Source organism: Streptosporangium brasiliense, assembly GCF_030811595.1.
Classification (GTDB): Bacteria; Actinomycetota; Actinomycetes; order Streptosporangiales; family Streptosporangiaceae; genus Streptosporangium; species Streptosporangium brasiliense.
This window is the reverse complement of the sequence record NZ_JAUSRB010000002.1, coordinates 5,105,064-5,126,920: the sequence shown is the minus strand read 5'-3', so window position 1 is coordinate 5,126,920 and position 21,857 is coordinate 5,105,064. Positions and strand designations below refer to the sequence as shown.

The window sequence follows — 21,857 nt, the reverse complement described above, 5'->3', positions numbered from 1 at the left end:
TCCGACCACCACCAGTTCTTCGGCAGTATTGAACCGTGAGCCTTGTAGATCGCCTGCCAGAAGAGATCGACGCCGATCCAGATGCCATCTTCGACGCGTTCGTCGAGTGGAACTCCGAGCGAGGGCTCACTCTCTATCCTGCCCAGGAGGAGGCGCTGATCGAGGTCGTCTCCGGGAACAACCTGATCCTGGCCACCCCCACCGGGTCGGGCAAGAGCCTGGTCGCGGCCGGAGCCCACTTCACCGCGCTGACCCGGGACGTGCGCACCTTCTACACCGCGCCGATCAAGGCGCTGGTGTCGGAGAAGTTCTTCGACCTGTGCGCGCTGTTCGGCACCGAGAACGTCGGCATGATGACCGGTGACGCCAGCGTGAACCCCGGCGCGCCGATCATCTGCTGCACCGCCGAGATCCTCGCCAACGTCGCGCTGCGCGACGGCGCCCAGGCCGACATCGGCCAGGTCGTGATGGACGAGTTCCACTTCTACGCCGAGCCCGACCGGGGATGGGCCTGGCAGGTGCCGCTGCTGGAGCTGCCGAACGTGCAGTTCATCCTGATGTCGGCGACGTTGGGCGACGTGAGCCGGTTCGAGGAGGACCTGACCCGGCGCACCGGCAGGCCGACCGCCGTGGTCAAGAACGCCGAACGCCCCGTCCCGCTGGTCTACTCCTACCGCCTCACCCCCCTCCACGAGACCCTGGAGGAGATGCTCACCACCAACCAGGCGCCCGTCTACGTCGTCCACTTCACCCAGGCCGCGGCCATGGAGCGGGCCCAGGCGCTGATGAGCATCAACATGTCCACCAAGGCCGAGAAGGAGGCCATCGCCTCCCTCATCGGCAACTTCCGGTTCACCACCAGGTTCGGCCGGGCGCTGTCCCGCCTCGTACGGCACGGCATCGGCGTGCACCACGCCGGGATGCTCCCGAAATACCGCCGCCTGGTGGAGCGGCTGGCCCAGGCCGGCCTGCTGAAGGTCATCTGCGGCACCGACACGCTCGGCGTCGGCGTCAACGTGCCGATCAGGACCGTGCTGTTCACCGCGCTGTCGAAATACGACGGCAGCAAGGTCCGGCGGCTGCGCGCCCGCGAGTTCCACCAGATCGCCGGACGGGCCGGGCGGGCGGGCTTCGACACCATCGGCTACGTCGTCTGCCAGGCCCCCGACCACGTCGTCGAGAACGAGAAGGCGCTGGCCAAGATCGGCGACGACCCCAAGCGGCGGCGCGGTTACGCCCGCAAGAAGCCGCCGGAGGGCTTCGTCGGCTGGAGCGAGGAGACCTTCGAGAAGCTGCAGGGCGCCGAGCCCGAGCCGCTCAACTCCCGGTTCAAGGTCAGCAACGCGATGCTGCTCGCGGTGATCAACCGCCCCGGCGACTGCTACGCGGCGATGAAGCACCTGCTCACCGACAACCACGAGGACCGCAAGTGGCAGCGGCGGCACATCAGCCAGGCCATCGCGATCTACCGCTCGCTGCTGGCCGGCGGCGTGGTGGAGAAGCTCACCGAGCCCGACGAGCAGGGCCGGATGGCCCGCCTGACCGTCGACCTCCAGGAGGACTTCGCGCTCAACCAGGCGCTGTCCACCTTCGCGCTGGCCACCCTCGAACTGCTGGACATGGAGTCGCCGACCTACGCTCTCGACATGGTCTCGATCATCGAGTCCATCCTCGACGACCCCCGCCAGATCCTGTCCGCGCAGCTCAACAAGGCACGCGGCGAAGCCGTGGCGCAGATGAAGGCCGACGGCATCGAATACGAGGAGCGGATGGAGCTCCTCAACGAGATCACCTACCCGATGCCGCTGGCCGACCTGCTGCTGGGCGCCTACGAGACCTACCGCCGGGGTCACCCCTGGGTCGGCGACTACACCGTCAGTCCCAAGACCGTCGTCCGGGACATGTACGAACGGGCGATGACCTTCGCCGACTACGTCCAGTTCTACGAGCTGGCCCGGTCCGAGGGCACCGTCCTGCGCTACCTCGCCGACGCCTACCGCACCCTGTCGCGGACCATCCCCGAGCACCTCAAGACCGAAGACCTCATCGACCTCATCGAGTGGCTCGGCGAGCTGGTCCGACAGGTCGACTCCAGCCTCCTGGACGAGTGGGAGCAGCTGCAGAACCCGACCGGCGAGCTGGAGACGCCCTCCCTGGAGGAGAAGACCAAGCCGGTCACCGCCAACAGCCGCGCCTTCCGGGTGCTGGTCCGCAACGCGATGTTCCGCCTGGTCGAGCTCTCCTCCCTGGAGAAGGAGGAGGAGCTGGCCGAGCTGGCACCGGACGTGGACTGGGGCGCCGCCCTCGACGCCTACTACGACGACCACGAGGAGATCGGCACCGGCCCCGACGCCCGCGGGCCGGGACTGCTCCGCATCGAGGAGGAGAAGGAGTTCTGGAAGGTCCGCCAGGTCATCGCCGACCCGGCGGGCGACGGCGACTGGGGCATCGACGCCCAGGTGGATCTGGCCGCCTCCGACGAGGAGGGCCGCGCCGTGCTCCACGTCGTCGGCCTGAACCGCCTCTGACCCCGCCGGGGCCGGCCCGGACGCGCGATCATCCGCGGTCCGGGCCGGCCCCGCCCCCCCTGCCGCTACGAGGCGCAGGCGGCGATCTGGCAGATCTTGGCGAGCATCTGCCTGGTGTGCGCGAGCTGCTGGGTGTGGCTCCTGGCGGCCGGCTTGGCGGAGGCGGAGGCGAGGTAGACGGTGACCGCGTTGGCCCGGCGCGCGATCACGACGTCGTCCCCGGTGACGGGCCGGCCGTCCTCGTAGGCCCGGGCGCTGCTCTTCCACGCCTCGTCCCCGAGGGAGACCCTGGCCAGGCTCCGGTTGAAGGAGCCGTTCTTCCAGCCCTCCGACTGCCTGCACTTCTGCACGCCCGCCCGGAACTGCTGCAGGGCCGACCGCGCGGCCCGCTCCGAGCTGTAGAGGATCACCTGCTCGATGGTCTCGATCTCGCCCTCGACCTCGAAGTAGGCCGTCCGGGCCGCCGTCCGGCCGGCCTGGCCGACCTTGGGGTCCTTCCGCTGGGCGGCGGCCACCGCGCTGTGGGCGCAGGGGTCGGCGGCGAACCGCTCCCCGGCCTTGGCGCTGGCCCACCAGACGTTCTCGGCGTCGGCCGGCTCGTCCTTCTTGGCCTGGTCGGCGGCCACCTCCCTGTCGTGCAGCAGGAAGCCCTTGGGGACCGCGGGGGCGGCGGCCGAGGCGGGGGGCATCCCGGCGAGGGCCGTGCCGGCGACGAGCGTCGCGGCAAAAATGATCTTTCTGAGCATGCGCCCCATGATGCCAGGAAAGTCGGGACCGGCCGGTCCTGTCGCAGGAAGAGGCGGCCGGGCCCCGCGCCCTGGGCGTCCGCGGTGCGAGAAGCACCGGACAGGCCCGACAAAATAGAGGGCATGAACGACGACGCGATGCGGCAGGTGCTCGGCCTGCTCTATCAGGAGGACACGTTACGGGTGCTGGCGGCGCTGGTGCTGAGCGGTACGCCCGAGGGGGCCGGGCTTGAGCGGGACGCGACACGGCGGGCACTGGACCGGCTGGAGCGCGGCGGGCTGGCCGTACGGGACGACGACGGCCGGTGGCAGGCGCGGCGGGAGCGCTTCCGCGAGCTGCTGCACGCCACGGCCCGGCCCGCCGTCCCGGTCTCGCCGGAGGAGAAGGTGCTGCAGTCCTTCCTCGTCGAGGGGCGGCTGCGGGCGATCCCCACCAAGCGCGACAAGCAGCTGGTCGTGCTGAACTACATCGCCCAGGTCTTCGAGCCCGGGATCCGCTATCCGGAGAAGGAGGTCGACACCGCGCTGCGCGCCTTCCACGACGACTACGCGGCGCTCCGCCGTTATCTGGTCGACGACGGGCTGCTGAGCCGGGAGAACAACGTCTACTGGCGCAGCGGCGGCTCCGTCGACGCCTGAAGCCGGGTGACGAGCAGCCGGATGTGGTCGACCAGCTCGGGCGGCTCGTGGACGGTGAAGTCCAGGCCGAGCAGCCCGACGGAGAAGGCCAGCCACTCCAGCGAGTCACCGCCGGTGCGCAGCAGGCAGCTCCGCCCGTCCAGGTCCTCCAGGACCCAGCCGGGCCCGGAGAAGCGCTCGGCGACCACGGCCAGGGGCGCGTGCACGGTGACCACCGCCCGATACCGGCTGATGGGGGCGACCACGGACTCCTCGACGTAGCCGGGCGGCGGCTCGCGCGGGCCGGACCGGACGCCGGTGGCCAGCGGCGCGGCGAGCCGGTCCACCCGGAAGGTCCGCCAGTCCTCCCGCTCGACGTCCCATCCGACGAGATACCAGCGCCGCCCGGTGGAGGCCAGCCGGTACGGCTCGACCAGGCGGGCGCTCCGCGTGCCGTCGCGGCGGCGGTAGCCGAAGCGCAGCCGCTCGTGGTCCCGGCTCGCCTGCGCCAGCAGCGCCAGGGTGTCCGGGTCCACGGTCGGCCATCGGCCGCGCACCGTGACGGTCTGGGTCTGCAGGGTGTTGACCCGGCGGCGCAGCCGGGAGGGCAGGACCTGCTCCAGCTTGGCCAGGGCCCGCAGGGAGGTCTCCTCGATCCCGGTCACCGAGCCGGCGGCCGCCGTGCGCAGGCCCACCGCGATGGCCACGGCCTCCTCGTCGTCGAGCAGCAGCGGCGGCATCGCGGCCCCCGCCTCCAGCCGGTATCCCCCGGCCGGGCCGGTCGTCGCGTGGACCGGGTAGCCCAGCTCCCGGAGCCGGTCGATGTCGCGGCGGAGCGTGCGCGGGCTGACCTCCAGCCGCTCGGCGAGCTCGGGCCCCGGCCACTCCCGGTGCGCCTGGAGCAGCGACAGCAGCCGGAGCACCCGTGCCGTGGTGTCTGCCATGGCGTCCACGATGCCACCAATTGCGGCCGGAAACTGGCCTAAACCGAGGCTAGCGTCGGATTCATGAGCCACATCGAGATAACGGGCGCCCGTGAGAACAACCTCAAGAACATCTCACTGAAGATCCCGAAGAAACAGATCACGGTCTTCACCGGTGTCTCGGGGTCCGGCAAGTCGTCCATCGTGTTCGACACGATCGCCGCGGAGTCGCAGCGGCAGCTCAACGAGACCTTCACCACGTTCGTCCGCAACCGCCTGCCCAAGTACGGCCAGCCGGACGCCGACGGCGTCGAGAACCTCTCGGCCGCGGTCGTCATCGGGCAGCAGCGCATCGGCGGCAACTCCCGCTCCACCGTCGGCACGATCACCGACATCCACTCCCTGCTGCGGCTGCTCTACTCCCGGATCGGCACGCCGCCGGCCGGCTACTCCAACGCCTTCTCCTTCAACGACCCCGCCGGGATGTGCCCGGAGTGCGAGGGGGTCGGCAGGAAGATGACCCTGGACCTGGACCGGGCCCTGGACCGGTCGAAGTCGCTCAACGAGGGCGCGATGCTGCTGCCGAACTTCGGGGTCGGCACCTGGTTCTGGAAGACCTTCGCCCACTCGGGGCTGTTCGACAACGACAAGAAGCTGGCGGACTACACCGAGTCCGAGTGGGAGACGCTGCTGCGCGGCCAGGGGCCGGACGTCATGTTCGAGACGCAGGGCGGGACGGTCCCGCAGAAGTACGAGGGCCTGGTCGACAAGTTCGACCGGATCTACATCAGGAAGGACATCGACACCAAGGCCAACCGGGAGGCGCTGCTGGAGTTCGTCTCCACGCGGACCTGTCCGCTGTGCCGGGGGGCCAGGCTCAACCAGGCGGCGCTGGCCTGCCGGATCGACGGCCGTAACATCGCCGACCTGGCCGCGATGGAGGCCCGCCACCTGGTGGACGTGGTCGCCCGGATCGACCACCCGATCGCGGCGACGATGGTCGCGGCGGTCCTGGAGCGGCTGCGGCACCTGGTCTCCATCGGCCTGGGCTACCTCAGCCTGGACCGCGCGACGACCACCCTCTCCGGCGGGGAGTCACAGCGGATCAAGATGGTCCGCCACCTCGGCAGCAGCCTCACCGACATGACCTACATCTTCGACGAGCCGACCGTCGGCCTGCACCCGCGCGACGTGCGGCGCATGAACGGCCTGCTGCGCGAGCTGCGCGACAAGGGCAACACCGTGCTCGTGGTCGAGCACGACCGCGACGTCATCGAGATCGCCGACCACGTGGTCGACGTCGGGCCGCACGCGGGCGCGCACGGCGGCGAGATCGTCTACGAGGGCGGCGTCGCCGGCCTGCACCGGGCGGGCACCCTCACCGGGCGGCACATGCGCCACAACCGGCCGCTCAAGGCGGGCTTCCGTGAGCCGACCGGCACGCTGACCGTCACCGGCGCCACCGCGCACAACCTGAAGGACGTCACGGTCGGCTTCCCCACCGGGGTGCTCACCGTTGTCACGGGGGTGGCCGGGTCGGGCAAGAGCACACTCGTCAACGAGGTGTTCCTGGCCCGGCACCCGGACGCGGTCGTCATCGACCAGTCGGCGGTCAGCCGGTCGATCCGGTCGAACCCCGCCACCTACACCGGACTGATGGACGAGATCCGCAGGCTGTTCGCCAAGGCCGGCGGCGTCAGCCCGGCCCTGTTCAGCTTCAACTCCAAGGGCGCCTGCCCGCAGTGCCAGGGGCTGGGGATCATCTACACCGACCTGGCCTTCATGGACGCCGTCACCTCGACGTGCGAGGTCTGCCAGGGGCGGCGGTTCCGGGAGGAGGTGCTCCGGCACACCCTGCGCGGCAGGTCGATCTCCGACGTGCTGGAGATGACGGCGGGTGAGGCGGCGGAGTTCTTCACCGAGCCGAAGCCCGCCCGCGTCCTGCGGGCGGTCAACGAGGTGGGGCTGGGCTACCTCAAACTCGGCCAGCCCCTCAGCAGCCTGTCCGGCGGCGAGTGCCAGCGGATCAAGCTCGCCGGCGAGCTCCACAAGACCGGCAGCGTCTACGTGATGGACGAGCCGACCACGGGGCTGCACATGGCCGACGTCAGGCACCTGCTCACCATCATGGACAGCCTGGTGGACGCCGGTAACACGGTCATCGCCATCGAGCACAACCTCGACGTCGTCAAGCACGCCGACTGGATCGTCGACCTCGGCCCCGACGGCGGGGACCAGGGCGGCACCGTCGTGTTCGAGGGCACGCCCCGGCAGCTCCTGGAGGCGGCCGGCTCCTTCACCGCCGAGTATCTCCGCCGCGACCTGGGTCAGCCGTAGTACTTCCGGGCGCCGTCGTGGAGCGGGACCGGGTCGGTCTTCGGGGCGTTCTCGCGGGTGATGCCCCTGGCCGCGGGGTGGACCTTCGCCAGGTCCGCCTTGCGGTCGAAGATCAGCTTCGCGAGGTCGCCCGCGAGGGCGGGATCCATCTTCTCGTTCACCACCAGCAGGTTGGGCACCGCGATCGTGGGGACGTCGGCGGGGGTGGCGTAGACGTCCTTGGCGATCGTGCCCTCGGTGTAGACCTGGCCGTGCTCGCTCCGGACCTGGGCCAGCACCCCGTCCAGCGGGACGAAGGCGACCCCGCCCCGCAGCGAGGTCACCAGGTCGGTGATGCCCGGGGTGGGCAGCCCCCCGGACCAGACGAGGGCGTCGAGGTTGCCGTCCTTGATGCCCTGCACGCTCTCGGGCAGGCCCAGCGCCTGGCGGCTGACGTCCTTGTCCGGGTCGAGCCCGGCCGCCTTCAGCAGGCGCAGCGCGATGACCTCGGTGCCGGAGTTCGGCGACCCGGTGGAGACCCGCTTGCCCTTGAGGTCGGCGACGGACTTCACGCCCGACCCGGTGGTGGCCACCACCTGGGTGTAGTTGTCATACAGCCGGGCGACGGCGCGGATCGGCTGGGGCGCGGTGAAGGCGCCCTTGCCCGCGACGGCGTCGGCGGCGGAGTCGGCCAGGGTGAAGGCGAGGTCGGAGTCGCCCCTGACGACCCGCTGGATGTTCTCCACCGACGCGCCGGTCGCCTCGGCCGTCGCCTGGTAGCCGGGGATGTTCTTGCCGATCTGGTCGGCCAGGGCGCCGCCGAGGACGTAGTAGACGCCGGTGGTGTTGCCGGTGGCGATCGACAGCCGCTTGCCCGCGGAGCTCTGGCCCGCGCCCTGTCCGGCGGATCGGTCGCCGCCGCAGCCGGCGAGCAGCAGCGCCCCCGCCGCCAGCAGGACCGCCACGTGTCTGATGCTCATGATCGTGCCTCTCGTGTCCGCGTAACCAGATGCACCGCGATGGCCAGGGCCAGGACGCCCGCCCCGACGAGGACCGGGACGGGCGACAGGAACAGCAGCAGGACGGCGGCGGCGGCGCACAGCACCCGCTCGACCGCCCCCGCGGGAGCGAGCAGCCGGCCGCCGGTGGCGGCGGCGAGCGCCGCCACCGCGAGCGCCGAGACCGCCGTGGCCGCGAGGATCTCCCCCACCGGCCCCTGGGCGAGCAGCGCGGAGCCGGCGGGGGTCAGCACCAGGGCGAAGGGCACCAGGAACGCCGGCAGCGTGTATTTCCAGGTGGCCATCATGGTCCGGTAGGCGTTGCCGCCGGTGATGGCCGAGGCCGCGAAGGCCGACAGCGCCGTGGGCGGGCTGACCTCCGACAGCACCGCGTAGTAGAAGATGAACATGTACGCCTCGGCCTGGCTGACTCCCAGGTCGGTCAGCGCGGGCCCGATGATGACCGCCGCGATGACGAACGAGGCCGTCACGGGCACGGCGAGGCCCAGCAGCAGCACCGCCAGCGCGCACAGCAGCGCGGTGACGGGCAGGATCCCGCCCGAGGCCCCGACGATCAGCGAGCTCGCCTTCAGTCCCAGGCCGGTGAGGGTGACGACGGCGACGATCATTCCGGCGGCGGCGCAGGTGGCCGCGACCGGCAGCACCCCCGTCGTCCCCGCGGCCAGCGCCCGCACCGCCCGGCGGGGGGTGAGCCGGTGGGCGGGGTCGAGGAAGGACAGCGCGAAGGCCAGCAGCGTGGCGTAGACCACCGCCCGGAACGGCGACTGGCCCAGCGCCATCAGGATGACGATCACGAACAGCGAGCTGAAGTGGTAGCCGGACCGCCTGAGCAGCGGCCAGAACCTCGGCGCGTCCACCTCGACCGACCGCGTGCCGTACTTGCGGGCGTCGATCTCGATGGCCAGGAAGATGCCCAGGTAGTACAGGACCGTGGGGATCAGGGCGTAGACCAGCACGGTGAGGTATCCGACCCGCAGGTATTCGGCGATGATGAACGCCGCCGCGCCCAGCGTGGGGGGCGACAGGATCGCGCCGATGCCCGCCGCCGCCAGCACTCCCCCGCCCTGCTCACGGGGGTAGCCGGCCCGGCGCAGGATCGGCCAGGCGACGCTGCCCACGCTCACCGTCGTCGCGACGCCCGATCCGCTGACCGTGCCGAGGAGGAACCCGGCGAGGGTGACCGTACGGCCGGGCGCCGAACGCGAGCGGCGGAAGGCGGCCAGGGAGACGTCCACGAAGAACTTCCCGGCGCCGGAGTGGTCGAGGACCGCCCCGTAGACGGTGAACAGGATGATGTAGGTGGCCGCCACGTCGAGCGGCACGCCGTACACGCCGTCGGTGCCCATCACGAACGAGACCACGATCCGGCTGATGTCGTAGCCGCGGTGCCCGACGACCCAGTCGAAGGGCAGGTAGCCGCCGTAGTAGGCGTAAGCGACGAACACCAGGCAGACCGCGGGCAGGATCCAGCCGACGGTGCGCCGGCACGCCTCCAGCACCAGCAGGGAGATGACCACGCCGGCGGCCACGTCGAGGGCCGTCGGGTCGAACGCCCGCCGGATGAAGTCGTCGAAGACGGCCAGCGGGTAGAGGCACACCGCGAGCGACAGCCCGGCCAGCGCCCAGTCGGCGGCGCCCGGACGGTCGCCGCCCCGCCGCCCCGGCCTGTAGCAGACGAAGACCAGCGGCAGCACGACCGCCAGGAAGGTCATCCGGTACGGGAGCACGGGACCGGGGCGGAAGGCCCAGTAGAGCACGTAGAGGGAGAGCCCGAGGGCGACCAGGGTGACGGCCGCCGCCACCCGGCCCGACAGCCGCCGGGCGGGCCGCTCGGCGTCGAACTCCGCGATCAGATCATCGGGTGATGTGGTCTCCGTCAAACGCCGTCTCCACGTGTGAGCCGCCGGTCTCTGACGGGAAGTTACCCAGGAGGCTGACATCGTCCCGTCAGAAGGGGATCACATTCTGATCGCGATTGCGCGAGCCCGGCCCGCCCTCCGCCGGGCGCCTCAGCCGCCCGAGGTGTCGAGCTCGGCCTCGGCGCCGGGGACGGCGAGGTCGTAGGGGTCGTCCAGCCAGCCGGCGGGCAGGTGGACCCGGTCGCGCGGATGGGTCTTGCCGCGGGGCGCGTCGACGCCGTCGGGCCAGGGCTGGGCGGGATCGAGCTCGGCGAGCCCCTCCCGCAGGGAGGCCAGGTCGGCGGAGGTGGCCAGGCGGCGGCGGAGGTCGGCCCCGACGGTGAAGCCCTTGAGATACCAGCCGACGTGCTTGCGGAAGTCGGCCACGGCGTGCGGCTCGCTGCCGAAGCACTCCGTCAGCAGCGTGGCGTGCCGGTCCATGGTCGCGGCGACCTCCCCCAGCAACGGCCGGGCGCGCTCCGGGCTCCCCTCGCACGCGGCCGCCAGGTCCCTGAACAGCCATGGGCGCCCGAGGCAGCCCCGGCCCACGACGACGCCGTCGCATCCGGTCTCGTCCATCATCCGCAGCGCGTCGGCGGCGCTCCAGATGTCGCCGTTGCCGAGCACCGGGATCTCCGTCACCGCCTCCTTGAGGCGGGCGATGGCCTCCCAGTCGGCGGTGCCGCCGTAGTGCTGGACGGCCGTGCGGCCGTGCAGGGCGACCGCGGAGACGCCCTCCTCCACCGCGATCCGCCCCGCGTCGAGGTAGGTCAGGTGGTCGTCGTCGATGCCCTTGCGCATCTTCATGGTCACCGGCAGCGTCCCGGCGTTGCGCACCGCCTCGCGCAGGATGGCCCGGAGCAGGTTGCGCTTGTACGGCAGGGCGGAACCGCCGCCGCGCCGGGTCACCTTGGGCACCGGGCAGCCGAAGTTGAGGTCGACGTGGTCGGCCAGGTCCTCCTCGGCGATCATGCGGACGGCCCTGCCGACGGTCACCGGGTCGACCCCGTAGAGCTGGATGCTGCGGGGCTGCTCCGCCGGGTCGAACCGGATCATCTTCAGCGTCTTGGCGTTGCGCTCCACCAGCGCCCGCGTCGTGATCATCTCGCAGACGAACAGGCCGCCGCCCTGCTCGCGGCAGAGGGTCCGGAAGGGCGCGTTGGTGATCCCGGCCATGGGGGCGAGGACGACGGGCGGCCAGACCTCGAGCGATCCGAGTTTCAACGACTCCACCTGGTTGTTTCTACCGTACGGGGCGCGGCGGGACGAATCACCGCTGGGTAGGGTTGTCCTTGGCGTAGCCAGACGTGACACCGGAGGCCACGGATGCTTCTGCGACTGCGGATCACACTGCCCGACCAGCCGGGTTCCCTGGGCAGGATCACCCATGTCCTCGGCGCCGCCGGAGCCGACATCACCCAGCTCGTCGTGCTGGAGCGCGGCGAGGGCCGGGCGGTCGACGACATCACCGTCTACTGGCCCGACTCCGCTCCCCGGAAGCCGCTCGTCGAGAGCCTGCTGGACATCCCGGGGGTGAGCGTCGAGGGCGTGTGGGGCACGCGGGAGGCGCCGGGCACCTATCCGGAGCTGGAGATCCTCAAATACATCACCACGGCGGGAGACCGCGCGCTGGCCACGCTGCTCGACTCCATGCCGGTGCTGTTCAGCGCCGACTGGGCGGCGGCCGGGACGGAGGAGGACCCGCGCGCGGTCGTCCACTCCAGCTGGCGCGCCCCGGCCGAGATCCCCTTCCCCGCCGACACCCCGGGCCGGCCGACGGCCGTCACCCTCGACTCCGGCCTCCACGTGATCTCCGCGCCCCTCCCCCCGCTGGCCCTGACGCTCCTGCTGGCCCGCGCCGACGGCCCCGCCTTCCACCGCATCGAGGTGCACCGCCTCACCCGGATCCTGGAGATCTTCCTCACCCTGCCCGCGGTGGAACGCGGGGTCGCCCGCCGCCTCCGCCTCCCCGGCTGACCGACGGTTACGCAACCACTCGGAAAACCCGCTAGAGTTCTCTCGTTGCCGCAGGGAGAACACCCGGCGAAAACACGCGGAAGTGGCTCAGTGGTAGAGCATCACCTTGCCAAGGTGAGGGTCGCGGGTTCGAATCCCGTCTTCCGCTCGGAAGGGCTTTCAGGGCTCTCACTCCGGTGGAGTGGCCGAGAGGCGAGGCAACGGCCTGCAAAGCCGTGTACACGGGTTCAAATCCCGTCTCCACCTCTGGTTTCAGCGAGGACGATTAGCTCAGCGGGAGAGCGCTTCCCTGACACGGAAGAGGTCACAGGTTCAATCCCTGTATCGTCCACCACACAGTCCCCAGGTCAGTGACCTGGGGATTCTTTTTTCCATTTCTCGCCTTTCTCACCGCCGTTTCTCCCCCGCACTCCCGCGGCCGGGGCGCCCGCACGGCGTGAGCCGTGCGGGCGCCCCGTCACGCTGATCGGCGGGCCGGAGGCGGCGGATCCGCCGCCTCCGAGTCTCAGGCGAGCGGCACCAGGCCGGCGTAGCCGGGACTCCAGTGGTCCTCGACGCCGTCGGGCAGCAGCAGCACCCGGTCCGGCCGCAGCGCCTCGACCGCGCCCTCGTCGTGCGTGACCATCACCACCGCCCCCGGGTAGGCGCCCACCGCGGCGAGGACCTCACCGCGCGAGGCCGGGTCGAGGTTGTTGGTGGGCTCGTCGAGCAGGAGCACGTTGGCCCCGGAGCAGACCAGGGTCGCCAGCGCCAGGCGGGTCCGCTCACCGCCGGACAGCACCCCGGCAGGCTTGTCGGCGTCGTCGCCGGAGAACAGGAACGACCCGAGGATGGTCCGGGCCTCGCCGTCGGTCAGGTGCGGCGCGGCCGACGCCAGGTTCTGCCGGACCGTGCGGGCGCCGTCCAGCGTCTCGTGCTCCTGGGCGAAGTAGCCCAGCCGCAGCCCGTGCCCGGGCACGACCCGGCCCGCGTCGGGACGCTCATGCCCGGCGAGGGTCCGCAGCAGGGTGGTCTTGCCCGCGCCGTTGAGGCCGAGGACCACGATGCGGCTGCCCCGGTCGACGGCGAGGTCGACTCCGGTGAGCACCTTCAAGGGGCCGTACGACTTGGTGAGGCTGATCGCGGCCAGCGGGATCCGGCCGCACGGAGCCGGTTCGGGCAGCCGGATCCTGGCGACCTTGTCGGCGCGGCGGACGGGTTCCAGCTCGGCCAGCATGCGGTCGGCCCGGCGGGCCATGTTCTTGGCCGCGACGGCGGTCTTGACACGGGCCCGCATCTTGTCGGCCTGCGTCCGCAGCGCCTCGGCCTTGCGCTCGGCGCCGGCGCGCTCGCGGACGCGGCGCCGCTCGTCGGCCTCGCGCTGGGCGAGGTAGGCCTCCCATCCGGTGTTGTGGACGTCGATGGCCGCGCGGTGAGCGTCGAGGTGGAAGACCCGGTTGACGGTGGCCGCCAGCAGGTCGGTGTCGTGGCTGATCAGGACCAGGCCACCCTGGTGGGCGGTCAGGAAGACGCGCAGCCAGGCGACCGAGTCGGCGTCGAGATGGTTGGTGGGCTCGTCCAGCAGCAGGGTTCCGTGGTCGGCGAACAGGATGCGGGCCAGCTCGACACGGCGCCGCTGCCCGCCGGACAGGGTGCCCAGCGGCCGGGTCATGACCTGCTCGGGCAGGCCCAGCCCGGCGGCGACCCGCGCCGCCTCCGCCTCGGCGGCGTACCCGCCGCGGGCCAGGAACTCCGCCTCCGCGCGGGTGTAGGCGCGCATCGCCCGGTCCTGGGCCGCCCCGGCGGCCCCGGCCATCGCGGCCTCGGCGGCGCGCAGCGCGCGCACCGCGCGGTCCATGCCGCGGGCCGACAGGACGCGCTCGGTGGCGGTGGCGGCGGGATCGCCGGCCCGGGAGTCCTGCGGGAGGTAGCCGACCGGACCGGTACGGGTGACGGTGCCGGCCGCCGGCTGCGCCTGCCCGGCGAGGACGCTCAGCAGGGTGGTCTTGCCGGCGCCGTTACGGCCGACCAGGCCGACCCGGTGGCCCGGGGAGATGTGGAAGGAGATGTCGGACAGCAGCAGGCGGGCGCCGACGCGCACGTCGACACCACGGACAGTGATCATTTGATCGCACTCCGGATAGCTCAAGGACACAAGGGTGGCGTGGAAGCGGGTGTCCGAGCTAAGAGATCCGGGGTGTGGACATGCCGGGCAGCCTACCCGCCCCCCGCCACGGCGCGCACCGGCTTTTTCCGGCCGGTGCCCCGGGCTCGGCGTGCGGGTCCGCCACCGCCCTCCCGCCGGCGGCCTGTCACCGTGATCCGCAGGTCAGCGGCCGTCCCGCCCGCGTCCCACCCGGTTAATCCGGTTGCCCGGCAGGGCCCGGCCCGCCACCCTGGGCGTCATGAACGTGCCCTACCGGCAGATCCGTGCCACCTACACCGAGGAGTCGATCACCGTCTACCAGGCCTACGATCCGGTGATCGCCGGCCCCGCCGTCGCGGCCCAGCGGTTCGTCGCGCCGTTCAAACGGGAGCGGATGACCTGGATCAAACCGTCGTTCCGCTGGATGATGTACCGCTGCGGCTGGGCCACCAAGCCCGGCCAGACCCGCGTCCTGGCCGTCGACATCACCCGCGAGGGCTTCGAGTGGGCGCTGGCCCACTCCTGCCTCAGCCACCACGGGCCGGACGGCGACCGCGCCGGGTGGGCCGAGCGGCTGCGGCACAGCCCGGTCCGGATCCAGTGGGACCCCGAACGTGATCCGCACCACAACGCGCTGCCGCACCGGTCCATCCAGATCGGCCTGTCCGGCGAGGCCGTCGACCGCTATCTCGACGGGTGGACCCTGGCGATCACCGACATCACCGGCCGGGTCCGCGACCTCCACGCCGCCCTCCGGAGCGGCCGGGACGTGACCGGACTGCTCCCGGCCGAGCGCCCCTACCCGGTGCCGGCGGATCTCGCGCAGGTCATCGGCGCCACGGCCGGCGGCGACGCCGGCTGATCCCCCGGCCCACGCGCCCGCCGCGCCCGCCGGACCGGCCCGTCGAGACCTCCCGCCGGCCGGCGGATCCAGGTCAGCCGCCGGGGCCCACACCGTTGTCCGGCGCGCCGTCGCCGTTGGTCGGCAGGTCGCCGCGGTCCACCGGACCGGGCGGCGGCGAGGGCGTCCCGGGGCCCTCCCCGCTCACCGGCCGCGCCCCGGCCACGGCCGCCTTCAGCGCGGCCCGGTCCACCTCTCCGACGCGGCCGTTCAGCCGGACGTAGTGGTCACCGTTGAGCGCCGTGTATTCGTGACGGCCTCCTGCCGTGCGGTACCAGCCGACCTCGTCACGCTCGCACCGGACCGGCGCCGGCGGCTCGGCCCCGCTGAGGGGCGAGTCGGCGCACAGGGCGTCGCTGAACGTGCCGCGGTCGATCCGGAGCTCCACCTGCCGGCCCTCCGGCGAGACGTAGAAGGCCCCGAAGCCCTCCTCCCCGACCACGCCGACCGACTGCTCGGCCGGCTCGTATCCCGGCAGGTCGACCACGTAGATCAGGTCCGGGGCCACGCCCTGGGCCCGCGCCTGATCCAGCGCGGCCTGGCTGAGCGTGCCCTCGGAGCCGCAGCCGGACAGCAGGGCCACGGCCAGGAGCATCGGCGGGAGGCGACGTGTCACCCCATCACTCTGCTGCACGGCGGGGCCGGACGCGACCGGACCGGACGCGGCCCCGCGGCGGAGCCGGCGCCCCGCCCCCTCCCCGCGGGCCGTTCATCGGCACCGGACCGGCGCCTCATCCTCCCCTACCCCTTCCCCGCAGGCCGTTCAGCAGCCAGCGGCCGGCCACCGCGCACCCGAGCCCCAGCGGCACCGTGCCCGCGCCGAGCCCCACGTCGACGAGCAGGTCGAAGACCTCCTTGCGCCGGGCCGCGGTGCCGATCGCGGCGTCGATGAACCCGGGCGCCTGGGCGGCGCGGGCGAGCACGTCGGTGGTGCGCAGGTGCCGTCCGAGGGCCTTCCCCAGCGCGCGCCGGTAGGCGGGCAGCGGGTCGCCGGCGGCCTGGACGGCGGCGGCGCCGGCGAGCCGGCCGGACAGCAGGGCGTAGTAGATGCCCTCGCCGGTGAGCGGGTTGACGAGGCCGGCAGCGTCACCGGCGAGCATCACCCGCCCGGCTCCGGGCACCGGGCGGCCGGGCGACAGGGGCAGGTGGTGGGCGCGCAGGTCCCGGGCGGGCAGGTGGGGCAGCAGCGCGGCGAGCCGGCCGTGGAGCACCTCCCGGCCGGGCAGCCCGGTGGCGCGCAGCCGGGGCAGGAGCATCCCGAAGCCGACGTTGGCGGTGCCGTCGCCGATCGGGAACGACCACGCGTACGCGGGCCAGCCCTCCTTCTGCATGGCGATGAGCTGGACGTCGTCGTCGGCGGGCAGGTCGGCGTAGCCGCGGACGGCGATCGCGGTGTGCCTGTCGGGAGCGGGGGCGACACCGATGAGGCGGCGCACGGCCGAGTTGGCCCCGTCTGCGGCGACGACGGCGCGGGCGGTGACGGTGCCGTCGAGGACGACGTGGCCGGGGTGTACGGCGAGCGTGCGGACGCGGTGGCGGCGGACCTCGACGCCGCGGGCCCGGGCCGCGTCGACGAGCCGGGCGTCGAAGACCACGCGGGGGACGACGTGGTGGGGACGGGCGACGGTGGCGCAGACGTGCGCGCCTCCGGGTGAGATCACCGACAGACGCCGGGTCGGCCGGTAGTCGGCGATGAGGTCGGGGACGCCGAGCAGGGCGAGCTCGTCGCGGCCGTGGGCGGCGATGCCGTCGCCGCACGCCTTGTCACGGGGGAAGTCCGCCCTGTCGAGCAGGAGCACCCGCGCCTGCGGCCGGAGCTGCTTGGCGCGCAGCGCCGCCGCGGAGCCCGCGGGGCCGCCGCCGACGATCACCAGATCCCACACCTCGTCCACGCCGGTGAACTTTCCACCGCGGGCCCGGGTGAAACCGCCCGCCGGGGCCCATGCCGGGGCCCATGAGGTGTGGCCGCCGAGCGTGCCGTCCCTGGCGTGGCCGGAGGGGTTGGCCTCTTCGCTCTCTCGGCGCAGCACGGCACCCCGGTCACCGCCGACTTCGGCTACTTCGCCGTCAAGGCCGCGCAGGGGCAGCCGGTCGTCCCCTCCGGCCCCTTCACCCTGCGGGCCGACGGCGCCTGGCCGTACCTGTCCACCGGCGGCGACGGCGGCGTGCGCGCCTCGGCCACCCCGCCGGCGACCGGCCTCGCCGTCACCCCGGAGGACCGCGGCGACGGGCAGCTCGCGCTGAAGGACCCGGGCGGCGCGGGCTGCCTGCACGTCCACACCGACGGCTCGCTGCGCGTCGGCACCGCGGGCACCGGTCTGTTCCGGCTCACCGACGCGGGCGGCGGCAGGGTCCGCCCCGTCGAGCACCGCGGTCGCCCTCGTGGGGAGACCCGCGTAACCGTTCCGCCCGGCGACGCGCGAGGGCGCCGTCCCGCACAGCGGGCGGCGCCCCCCGCCGTGGGCGTCCGGACGCCGGGCCCGCCCTAGCAGCGGCCGGGGTCGACGGCGGAGATCTTCCAGTCCGCTCCGGGGAAGGGTGACATGAAGTGGGACAGCAGGTCGACGGCGTAGCCGGGCACCTGCCCTCCCTGGTCGAGCAGCGAGACCATCTGCGGGCCTGCGGCTCCGCGCAGGGTGATCGAGTCCCGTGCCCGCGCGGAGACGAGCCCCGGCCTGGTGCCGACCGTCACGCAGGCCAGCGGCAGATCGGCCGCCTTGATCGTCTGCCTGCCGCCGATGGGGCGCATCCGCTGGTCGTAGTGGCGGAACGCAAGTGACCTGACCGGTCCGAGCCGCACGTCCTGGTTGAAGACATCGGCCCCGACGCTCCTGCTGACCTTGACGTTCAGCTTCACGTCGGGACGCAGGTCGACCCCGTCCGCGCGCAGGTCGAGGCGGTCGTAGCCGCCCTCGAAGCCGGGCGTGAGATAGCCGAGCGCCTTCGGTGCCGCGATCCCGAACGGGATCCGGCCGGGACGGATCCTCAGCCACGACATCCGGTGCACGGTGAGCGACAGGTCCCCGATCCTGCTGCGCCCGAGCCCGAATTCGCCGCCCAGCCGGTATGCGAGGAATCCCCCGGTGCGTGGGACGTCCTTGCGGGCGGAGACCCGCTGGGCGGCGACCGGCGCCAGGGACAGGCCGGTGTGCACCTCCAGCAGCCTGGTCGGCGCCGGCCTGGACACGAGTTCGACGGACAGGTCGGGATTCACCTTGGCGGTGGTGTCGGCGGCCAGGTCCTCGACGGCGAAGGAGGTGTCGAGCAGCTCGCCCTCCCGCGGCCGGTAGACCCTCTCGATCAGCGCGCCCTCGACGGCGAAGAGCCCGTCGAGGGTGCCGGCGCCCGCCTTGTAGGTGAAGGCGGGCAGCTGGAGTCCGGTGTCCGCGGCGTCGGCGTCGATGCCGAACACGGCCGGCACGTCGGTGAACCGGAGCAGGCCGGTCCCGGGCCCGCGGTCGCCGCCCAGCGCGGTCACCTTCGCCTGCAGCCTCCGGACGGGGGTGGAGTTGTGGACCCGGATCCGCGTCCGCCTGCCGTACGCGCCGCTGACCGCGACGGCGGCGGGGACCGGGTCCAGGGCGACCTGGCCGCGCACGCGGCCGTATCCGCCTCCCGCGTCGGTCTCGGCCAGCACCTCCAGCGAACCGACCGTCGCGGCGGGCTCCAGCCTGTAGTTGGCGGTGACCACGCCGGTGTCGCGGCCTTCGTCGTCCTTGCCCCTGGCGATGCCGAACGGGCCGACGGACATGCGGGTGATCGACCGGGGCAGCCCGGTCAGGGTGGCGAGCGCCCTGACCGGCGCGGGGGCGAGGACGGTGCTGTCGAGGTACAGGCCGAGCCTGCCGGAGGCGGGCCGGTAGCCGGTGAAGGCGAACGTCTGCCTGGCGGGGTCCACCGTGACCTTGGACGGCAGGCCGGTGACGTCGACGGATCCCTTGAGGCCGAAGCAGCCGCGCTCCGCCGTGCAGAACGGGCCCTGGCCGGTGCCGCAGCCGTCGCAGCCGGCGTCGACCAGGGAGAGACCGCCGGGCACGTGCGGGACGGCCTTGATGGCGTCGAGGGCCGCGGCCTTGCCCAGCCAGACCTGGGCCCTCAGGTCCAGCCGCCGGCCGCCCGCGTCATAGGTGACGGGGCCGCCCGCCGCCGCGGAGACCGCGATGCCGCCCGGAACGGGCCCGAGGCGGCCGAGCACTCCGAACCGGAGATCCCCGGCCGGCCGGATGTCGGCGTCGAGGGCGACGGTCTGCCGCGCCGCCCGGACGTCGGCCTTGAACCCGCTGCCGGTGGGGGTGAACTCCGCGTGCTTGAGCCCGTCGATCCTGACGCTGGCGTCGAAGTCGCCGGTGGCCTCGACGTAGTGCGCGGCCAGGTGCGGCCCCGCGGGAGCCCGGGCGCCCGCGTGGTTGGTGACGGCGATCGCCGCCGAGCCGATCGGCCCGGACAGGCCGCGGAAGCGAGGGGTCCGCGCCGCCCATGAGGCGTCGAAGCGGGCGGGGACACCGGTCGCGCTCGCCGCCAGCCTGAAGGCGCGGCCCTGGACGCCGGCCCTGGCGACGGCGGTCACCGAGGCCACCGGGCGGTCGGCGGTCCAGTCCAGGCGGCTGTCCCGCGTGTCGACCACGGCGGTGACGTGCCCGCGCACGCCTTCCACGGCCGCCTGCACGTCCTCGCCGCCGGCCGGGCCGACCCGCGTCAGATAGCTCCTGGCGGCGTAGAGCCCGACCTTCTTGAGGTTCGACGTGGTCGCCACGTCGACGGCGGTCCGCTCGCCGAGCCGCCAGGACGCCCTGACGGTCGAGCGGAGGCCGTAGAGGCTGCCGTCGACCGTCGGGCCGGTCCTGGTGTGGGCGTAGGCGGCGCGCAGCCTGTCGATCACCCCGCTCGCCCCGTATTCGGCCCGGCCCGCGCCCGGATCAAGCTCCGCCCTGATCCTGGCGGGGGTGTTGGACAGCTCCAGCCGGACCAGATGGGTCCGGTCGATGCTGGCCGCGCCGAGGAACGGGCGGCCGCTCGGGCCGAGCTCCAACCGGATCCGCGGCACGCCGCCGTAGGTGACGTCGGCCCCGGCCACCTGGGACAGGCGGCCCGAGACACCGAGCCGGCCGCCGTCCTTGATCATGGTGACGTGGCCGCCCCGGGGGGTCGAGATCGCCCCCTCGTTGCGCTGGAGGATCACCTCGAGACCGCCGATCGCCGAGCTGGCCGTGTGCGTCACCCGGTGGGCGGCGAGGTCGTTGACAAGCCTGACCCGGGCCGGCAGGCCGGTGAGCGCGGCCTGGACGACGGTCCTGTCCGCCGCCCTGTCGAAGTAGAGCACGTCGGCGGCCTCCGCCCGGGGCGCCCCCGAGGTCACGGTCAGCGCCTGGGTGCCCGCCGCCGAGGCGTAGCGCGCGCGGAAGTCGGACGGCAGCCTCGTGATCGAGAGGCCGGCGGCCTTCGCCAGCAGCCCGTCACGGTAGACGTAGTCGTGGAACTGCGCTCTGCCGATCGGGGCGGGGCTGGTGAAGTGGACGTCGGCGACGCCTCCGGAGCGGGTCAGTTCCATGCTCAACCGGGTCCGCATCTCGTCGGCCAGCATCCGGGTGAACCTCCGCCGGTCGGTCACGACCAGCGCGTCGAGCTCGGCCGGCGCCGAGGACGTGACGCCCAGCCTGCTCCGCTCGCCGTCGGACCTGGCACGGGCGGTGAACCTCGCGGCCGCGGGGGCCTGTCTCAGGCTGATCAGCGTCTCGCCGTCGAGACCCGCCACCACCGCGGCCGAGGCTCCGGGGTCGGACCTCCGCACGTCCGCCCGCACGTCGACCACGCCTGCGGCCTGTGCGGCCAGGTCGACGGTGAAGACACCCCAGTCGAGCCCGGACAGCGAGGAACCGCGCCGGTATCCGTCGAAGCCGACCGACAGCCGCCTGACCTCGCCGTCCTTGCCGGGGATGTCGTACTGTGCCCACACCTGCGCCTTCAGCGGCCCGTCGTGGGTCTCGCTGCCGGGCAGCCTGGCGCTCGCCAGGCCGACCCCCACCGCGTCCGAGCCCTTCACCTTCTGCGGCACGAGGCTCGCGAGCACGTCGGCCGTGCCGTCGCCGGTCACATCGGCCTGCACCGGCGTGGCCGGCGGCTGCGGCGCCGAACAGGACGCCGGGCGGCCGGCGCTCTCCGCGCAGAGCCGGTAGGTGAGCAGCGGGACGCCCTTCGAGACGCCCGCGAGCTCCTTGATCCGGCCGAGCGCTCTCGCCGCCGGCCTGGAGACCTCCAGGATCGACGCCTGGTCGGCCGCGGGCAGCAGCTTCCGGACCGCAGGCGCCGTGCGCCCCGCCCCCTCCGCCGCCAACCGCCGCTCGGCGTCCGCGACGATCCCGTTGACCAGGGTGGGACCCGCCGGGGTGGTCACCGGGGGCGGTTCGGGGCCGACGGGCCGTTCCGGCACCGGCCGGGACGCCGGCGACGGCTCCAGCGGCACGCCGGCCGACCCGCTCGCCGGGACGGGGACCTCCGGCACAGGATCGATCCTCGGCCTGGACACCGCGGCGTGCCCACCGGCGTGCGCCGGCGCGGGGACCCCCACGAGCAGCGCGCCGGCCACGGAGACGGACAGACAGGTCAGAGCGTGCCGGTGACGCCGCGGCATGAGTGGCTTTCCCCCGGGGATCGGATCGCGTCGGCCGATAATCAAGAAAGCGCAAAGCCGACCACATCGGTGCACTACATGTCAAGGAATGATTTACCAGGACATGCGGCGGCGACCGCCCGGGCACCCCGCCCGGACACGCCCGTCACCTGCCCCGCCGGCACCTGCCGGCAGCAAC

15 protein-coding genes and 3 tRNA genes are annotated in these 21,857 nt (G+C 73.0%); 9 read left to right on the top strand and 9 right to left on the bottom strand.

Annotated features, from left to right (window positions below):
* The first annotated feature begins 35 nt into the window (after positions 1-35).
* Positions 36-2,528, top strand: a complete 2,493-nt coding sequence (locus tag J2S55_RS31995; protein ID WP_306868532.1) for a DEAD/DEAH box helicase — start codon at positions 36-38, stop codon at positions 2,526-2,528.
* Between the two features lie 65 nt (positions 2,529-2,593).
* Here the strand turns inward: J2S55_RS31995 and J2S55_RS31990 are convergent, their stop codons facing one another.
* Positions 2,594-3,274: a hypothetical protein gene (locus tag J2S55_RS31990; protein ID WP_306868529.1), complete on the bottom strand. Its 681-nt coding sequence runs from the start codon at positions 3,272-3,274 to the stop codon at positions 2,594-2,596.
* Between the two features lie 123 nt (positions 3,275-3,397).
* Between J2S55_RS31990 and J2S55_RS31985 the strand changes: the two genes are divergently transcribed.
* Positions 3,398-3,913 (top strand): DUF2087 domain-containing protein, encoded by a 516-nt coding sequence (locus tag J2S55_RS31985; protein WP_306868526.1) that lies wholly within the window; start codon positions 3,398-3,400, stop codon positions 3,911-3,913.
* On the opposite strand, the gene J2S55_RS31980 is transcribed toward J2S55_RS31985, so the two are convergent.
* Positions 3,880-4,836 carry a helix-turn-helix transcriptional regulator gene (locus J2S55_RS31980; protein WP_306868523.1) on the bottom strand — a complete coding sequence of 319 codons (957 nt, stop codon included), beginning with the start codon at positions 4,834-4,836 and terminating at the stop codon, positions 3,880-3,882. The genes J2S55_RS31985 and J2S55_RS31980 overlap by 34 nt on opposite strands.
* Positions 4,837-4,899: 63 nt before the next feature.
* Here J2S55_RS31980 and J2S55_RS31975 point away from each other — a divergent pair, with 63 nt between their 5' ends.
* Positions 4,900-7,152: an ATP-binding cassette domain-containing protein gene (locus tag J2S55_RS31975; RefSeq protein ID WP_306868521.1), complete on the top strand. Its 2,253-nt coding sequence runs from the start codon at positions 4,900-4,902 to the stop codon at positions 7,150-7,152.
* Here the strand turns inward: J2S55_RS31975 and J2S55_RS31970 are convergent.
* The 3 genes from J2S55_RS31970 to dusB form a co-directional block, all read right to left on the bottom strand.
* On the bottom strand, positions 7,143-8,111 hold the full coding sequence (locus tag J2S55_RS31970; protein ID WP_306868519.1) for a TAXI family TRAP transporter solute-binding subunit: 969 nt from the start codon (positions 8,109-8,111) through the stop codon (positions 7,143-7,145). The genes J2S55_RS31975 and J2S55_RS31970 overlap by 10 nt on opposite strands.
* Positions 8,108-10,030 (bottom strand): TRAP transporter permease, encoded by a 1,923-nt coding sequence (locus tag J2S55_RS31965; protein WP_306868517.1) that lies wholly within the window; start codon positions 10,028-10,030, stop codon positions 8,108-8,110. Before J2S55_RS31965 ends, J2S55_RS31970 begins: the two co-directional genes overlap by 4 nt.
* Positions 10,031-10,159: 129 nt before the next feature.
* Entirely contained in the window at positions 10,160-11,281 is a 1,122-nt protein-coding gene (gene dusB, locus J2S55_RS31960; protein WP_306868514.1) for a tRNA dihydrouridine synthase DusB, read from the bottom strand.
* 93 nt (positions 11,282-11,374) lie between these two features.
* Between dusB and J2S55_RS31955 the strand changes: the two genes are divergently transcribed.
* The 4 genes from J2S55_RS31955 to J2S55_RS31940 all read left to right on the top strand — a co-directional run bounded on the left by J2S55_RS31955 (position 11,375) and on the right by J2S55_RS31940 (position 12,359).
* On the top strand, positions 11,375-12,025 hold the full coding sequence (locus tag J2S55_RS31955) for an ACT domain-containing protein (RefSeq protein WP_306868512.1): 651 nt from the start codon (positions 11,375-11,377) through the stop codon (positions 12,023-12,025).
* A gap of 76 nt (positions 12,026-12,101) precedes the next feature.
* Positions 12,102-12,173, top strand: a tRNA-Gly gene (locus tag J2S55_RS31950).
* A 27-nt stretch (positions 12,174-12,200) separates the two neighbouring features.
* Positions 12,201-12,271, top strand: a tRNA-Cys gene (locus J2S55_RS31945).
* Between the two features lie 13 nt (positions 12,272-12,284).
* Positions 12,285-12,359 (top strand) — tRNA-Val (locus tag J2S55_RS31940).
* A 171-nt stretch (positions 12,360-12,530) separates the two neighbouring features.
* Here J2S55_RS31940 and J2S55_RS31935 read toward each other — a convergent pair.
* Positions 12,531-14,129, bottom strand: coding sequence for an ABC-F family ATP-binding cassette domain-containing protein (locus J2S55_RS31935; protein ID WP_306868510.1), 1,599 nt, complete (start codon positions 14,127-14,129; stop codon positions 12,531-12,533).
* Between the two features lie 280 nt (positions 14,130-14,409).
* On the opposite strand from J2S55_RS31935, the gene J2S55_RS31930 reads away from it, so the two are divergent.
* Positions 14,410-15,012: a DUF4291 domain-containing protein gene (locus J2S55_RS31930; protein ID WP_306868506.1), complete on the top strand. Its 603-nt coding sequence runs from the start codon at positions 14,410-14,412 to the stop codon at positions 15,010-15,012.
* A gap of 73 nt (positions 15,013-15,085) precedes the next feature.
* Here J2S55_RS31930 and J2S55_RS31925 read toward each other — a convergent pair whose 3' ends face one another.
* Together J2S55_RS31925 and J2S55_RS31920 are read right to left on the bottom strand one after the other, a co-directional pair.
* The gene (locus J2S55_RS31925) at positions 15,086-15,667 is read right to left on the bottom strand and encodes a hypothetical protein (protein ID WP_306868504.1); all 582 of its coding nucleotides are present in this window, start codon (positions 15,665-15,667) and stop codon (positions 15,086-15,088) included.
* Between the two features lie 115 nt (positions 15,668-15,782).
* The gene (locus J2S55_RS31920; RefSeq protein WP_306868502.1) at positions 15,783-17,081 is read right to left on the bottom strand and encodes an NAD(P)/FAD-dependent oxidoreductase; all 1,299 of its coding nucleotides are present in this window, start codon (positions 17,079-17,081) and stop codon (positions 15,783-15,785) included.
* Here J2S55_RS31920 and J2S55_RS31915 point away from each other — a divergent pair.
* Positions 17,040-17,540, top strand: a complete 501-nt coding sequence (locus tag J2S55_RS31915) for a hypothetical protein (protein ID WP_306868501.1) — start codon at positions 17,040-17,042, stop codon at positions 17,538-17,540. The genes J2S55_RS31920 and J2S55_RS31915 overlap by 42 nt on opposite strands.
* On the opposite strand, the gene J2S55_RS31910 is transcribed toward J2S55_RS31915, so the two are convergent.
* Positions 17,537-21,679 (bottom strand): hypothetical protein, encoded by a 4,143-nt coding sequence (locus tag J2S55_RS31910; protein ID WP_306868500.1) that lies wholly within the window; start codon positions 21,677-21,679, stop codon positions 17,537-17,539. The genes J2S55_RS31915 and J2S55_RS31910 overlap by 4 nt on opposite strands.
* Positions 21,680-21,857 lie beyond the last annotated feature (178 nt).

What these genes read in the sequence shown, in the direction of transcription:
- J2S55_RS31990 (WP_306868529.1), bottom strand. Translation starts at nt 3,274, where the DNA reads ATGCTCAGAAAGATCATTTTTGCCGCGACGCTCGTCGCCGGCACGGCC.
- J2S55_RS31985 (WP_306868526.1), top strand. Translation starts at nt 3,398, where the DNA reads ATGAACGACGACGCGATGCGGCAGGTGCTCGGCCTGCTCTATCAGGAG.
- J2S55_RS31980 (WP_306868523.1), bottom strand. Translation starts at nt 4,836, where the DNA reads ATGGCAGACACCACGGCACGGGTGCTCCGGCTGCTGTCGCTGCTCCAG.
- J2S55_RS31975 (WP_306868521.1), top strand. Translation starts at nt 4,900, where the DNA reads ATGAGCCACATCGAGATAACGGGCGCCCGTGAGAACAACCTCAAGAAC.
- J2S55_RS31970 (WP_306868519.1), bottom strand. Translation starts at nt 8,111, where the DNA reads ATGAGCATCAGACACGTGGCGGTCCTGCTGGCGGCGGGGGCGCTGCTG.
- J2S55_RS31955 (WP_306868512.1), top strand. Translation starts at nt 11,375, where the DNA reads ATGCTTCTGCGACTGCGGATCACACTGCCCGACCAGCCGGGTTCCCTG.
- J2S55_RS31935 (WP_306868510.1), bottom strand. Translation starts at nt 14,129, where the DNA reads ATGATCACTGTCCGTGGTGTCGACGTGCGCGTCGGCGCCCGCCTGCTG.
- J2S55_RS31930 (WP_306868506.1), top strand. Translation starts at nt 14,410, where the DNA reads ATGAACGTGCCCTACCGGCAGATCCGTGCCACCTACACCGAGGAGTCG.
- J2S55_RS31910 (WP_306868500.1), bottom strand. Translation starts at nt 21,679, where the DNA reads ATGCCGCGGCGTCACCGGCACGCTCTGACCTGTCTGTCCGTCTCCGTG.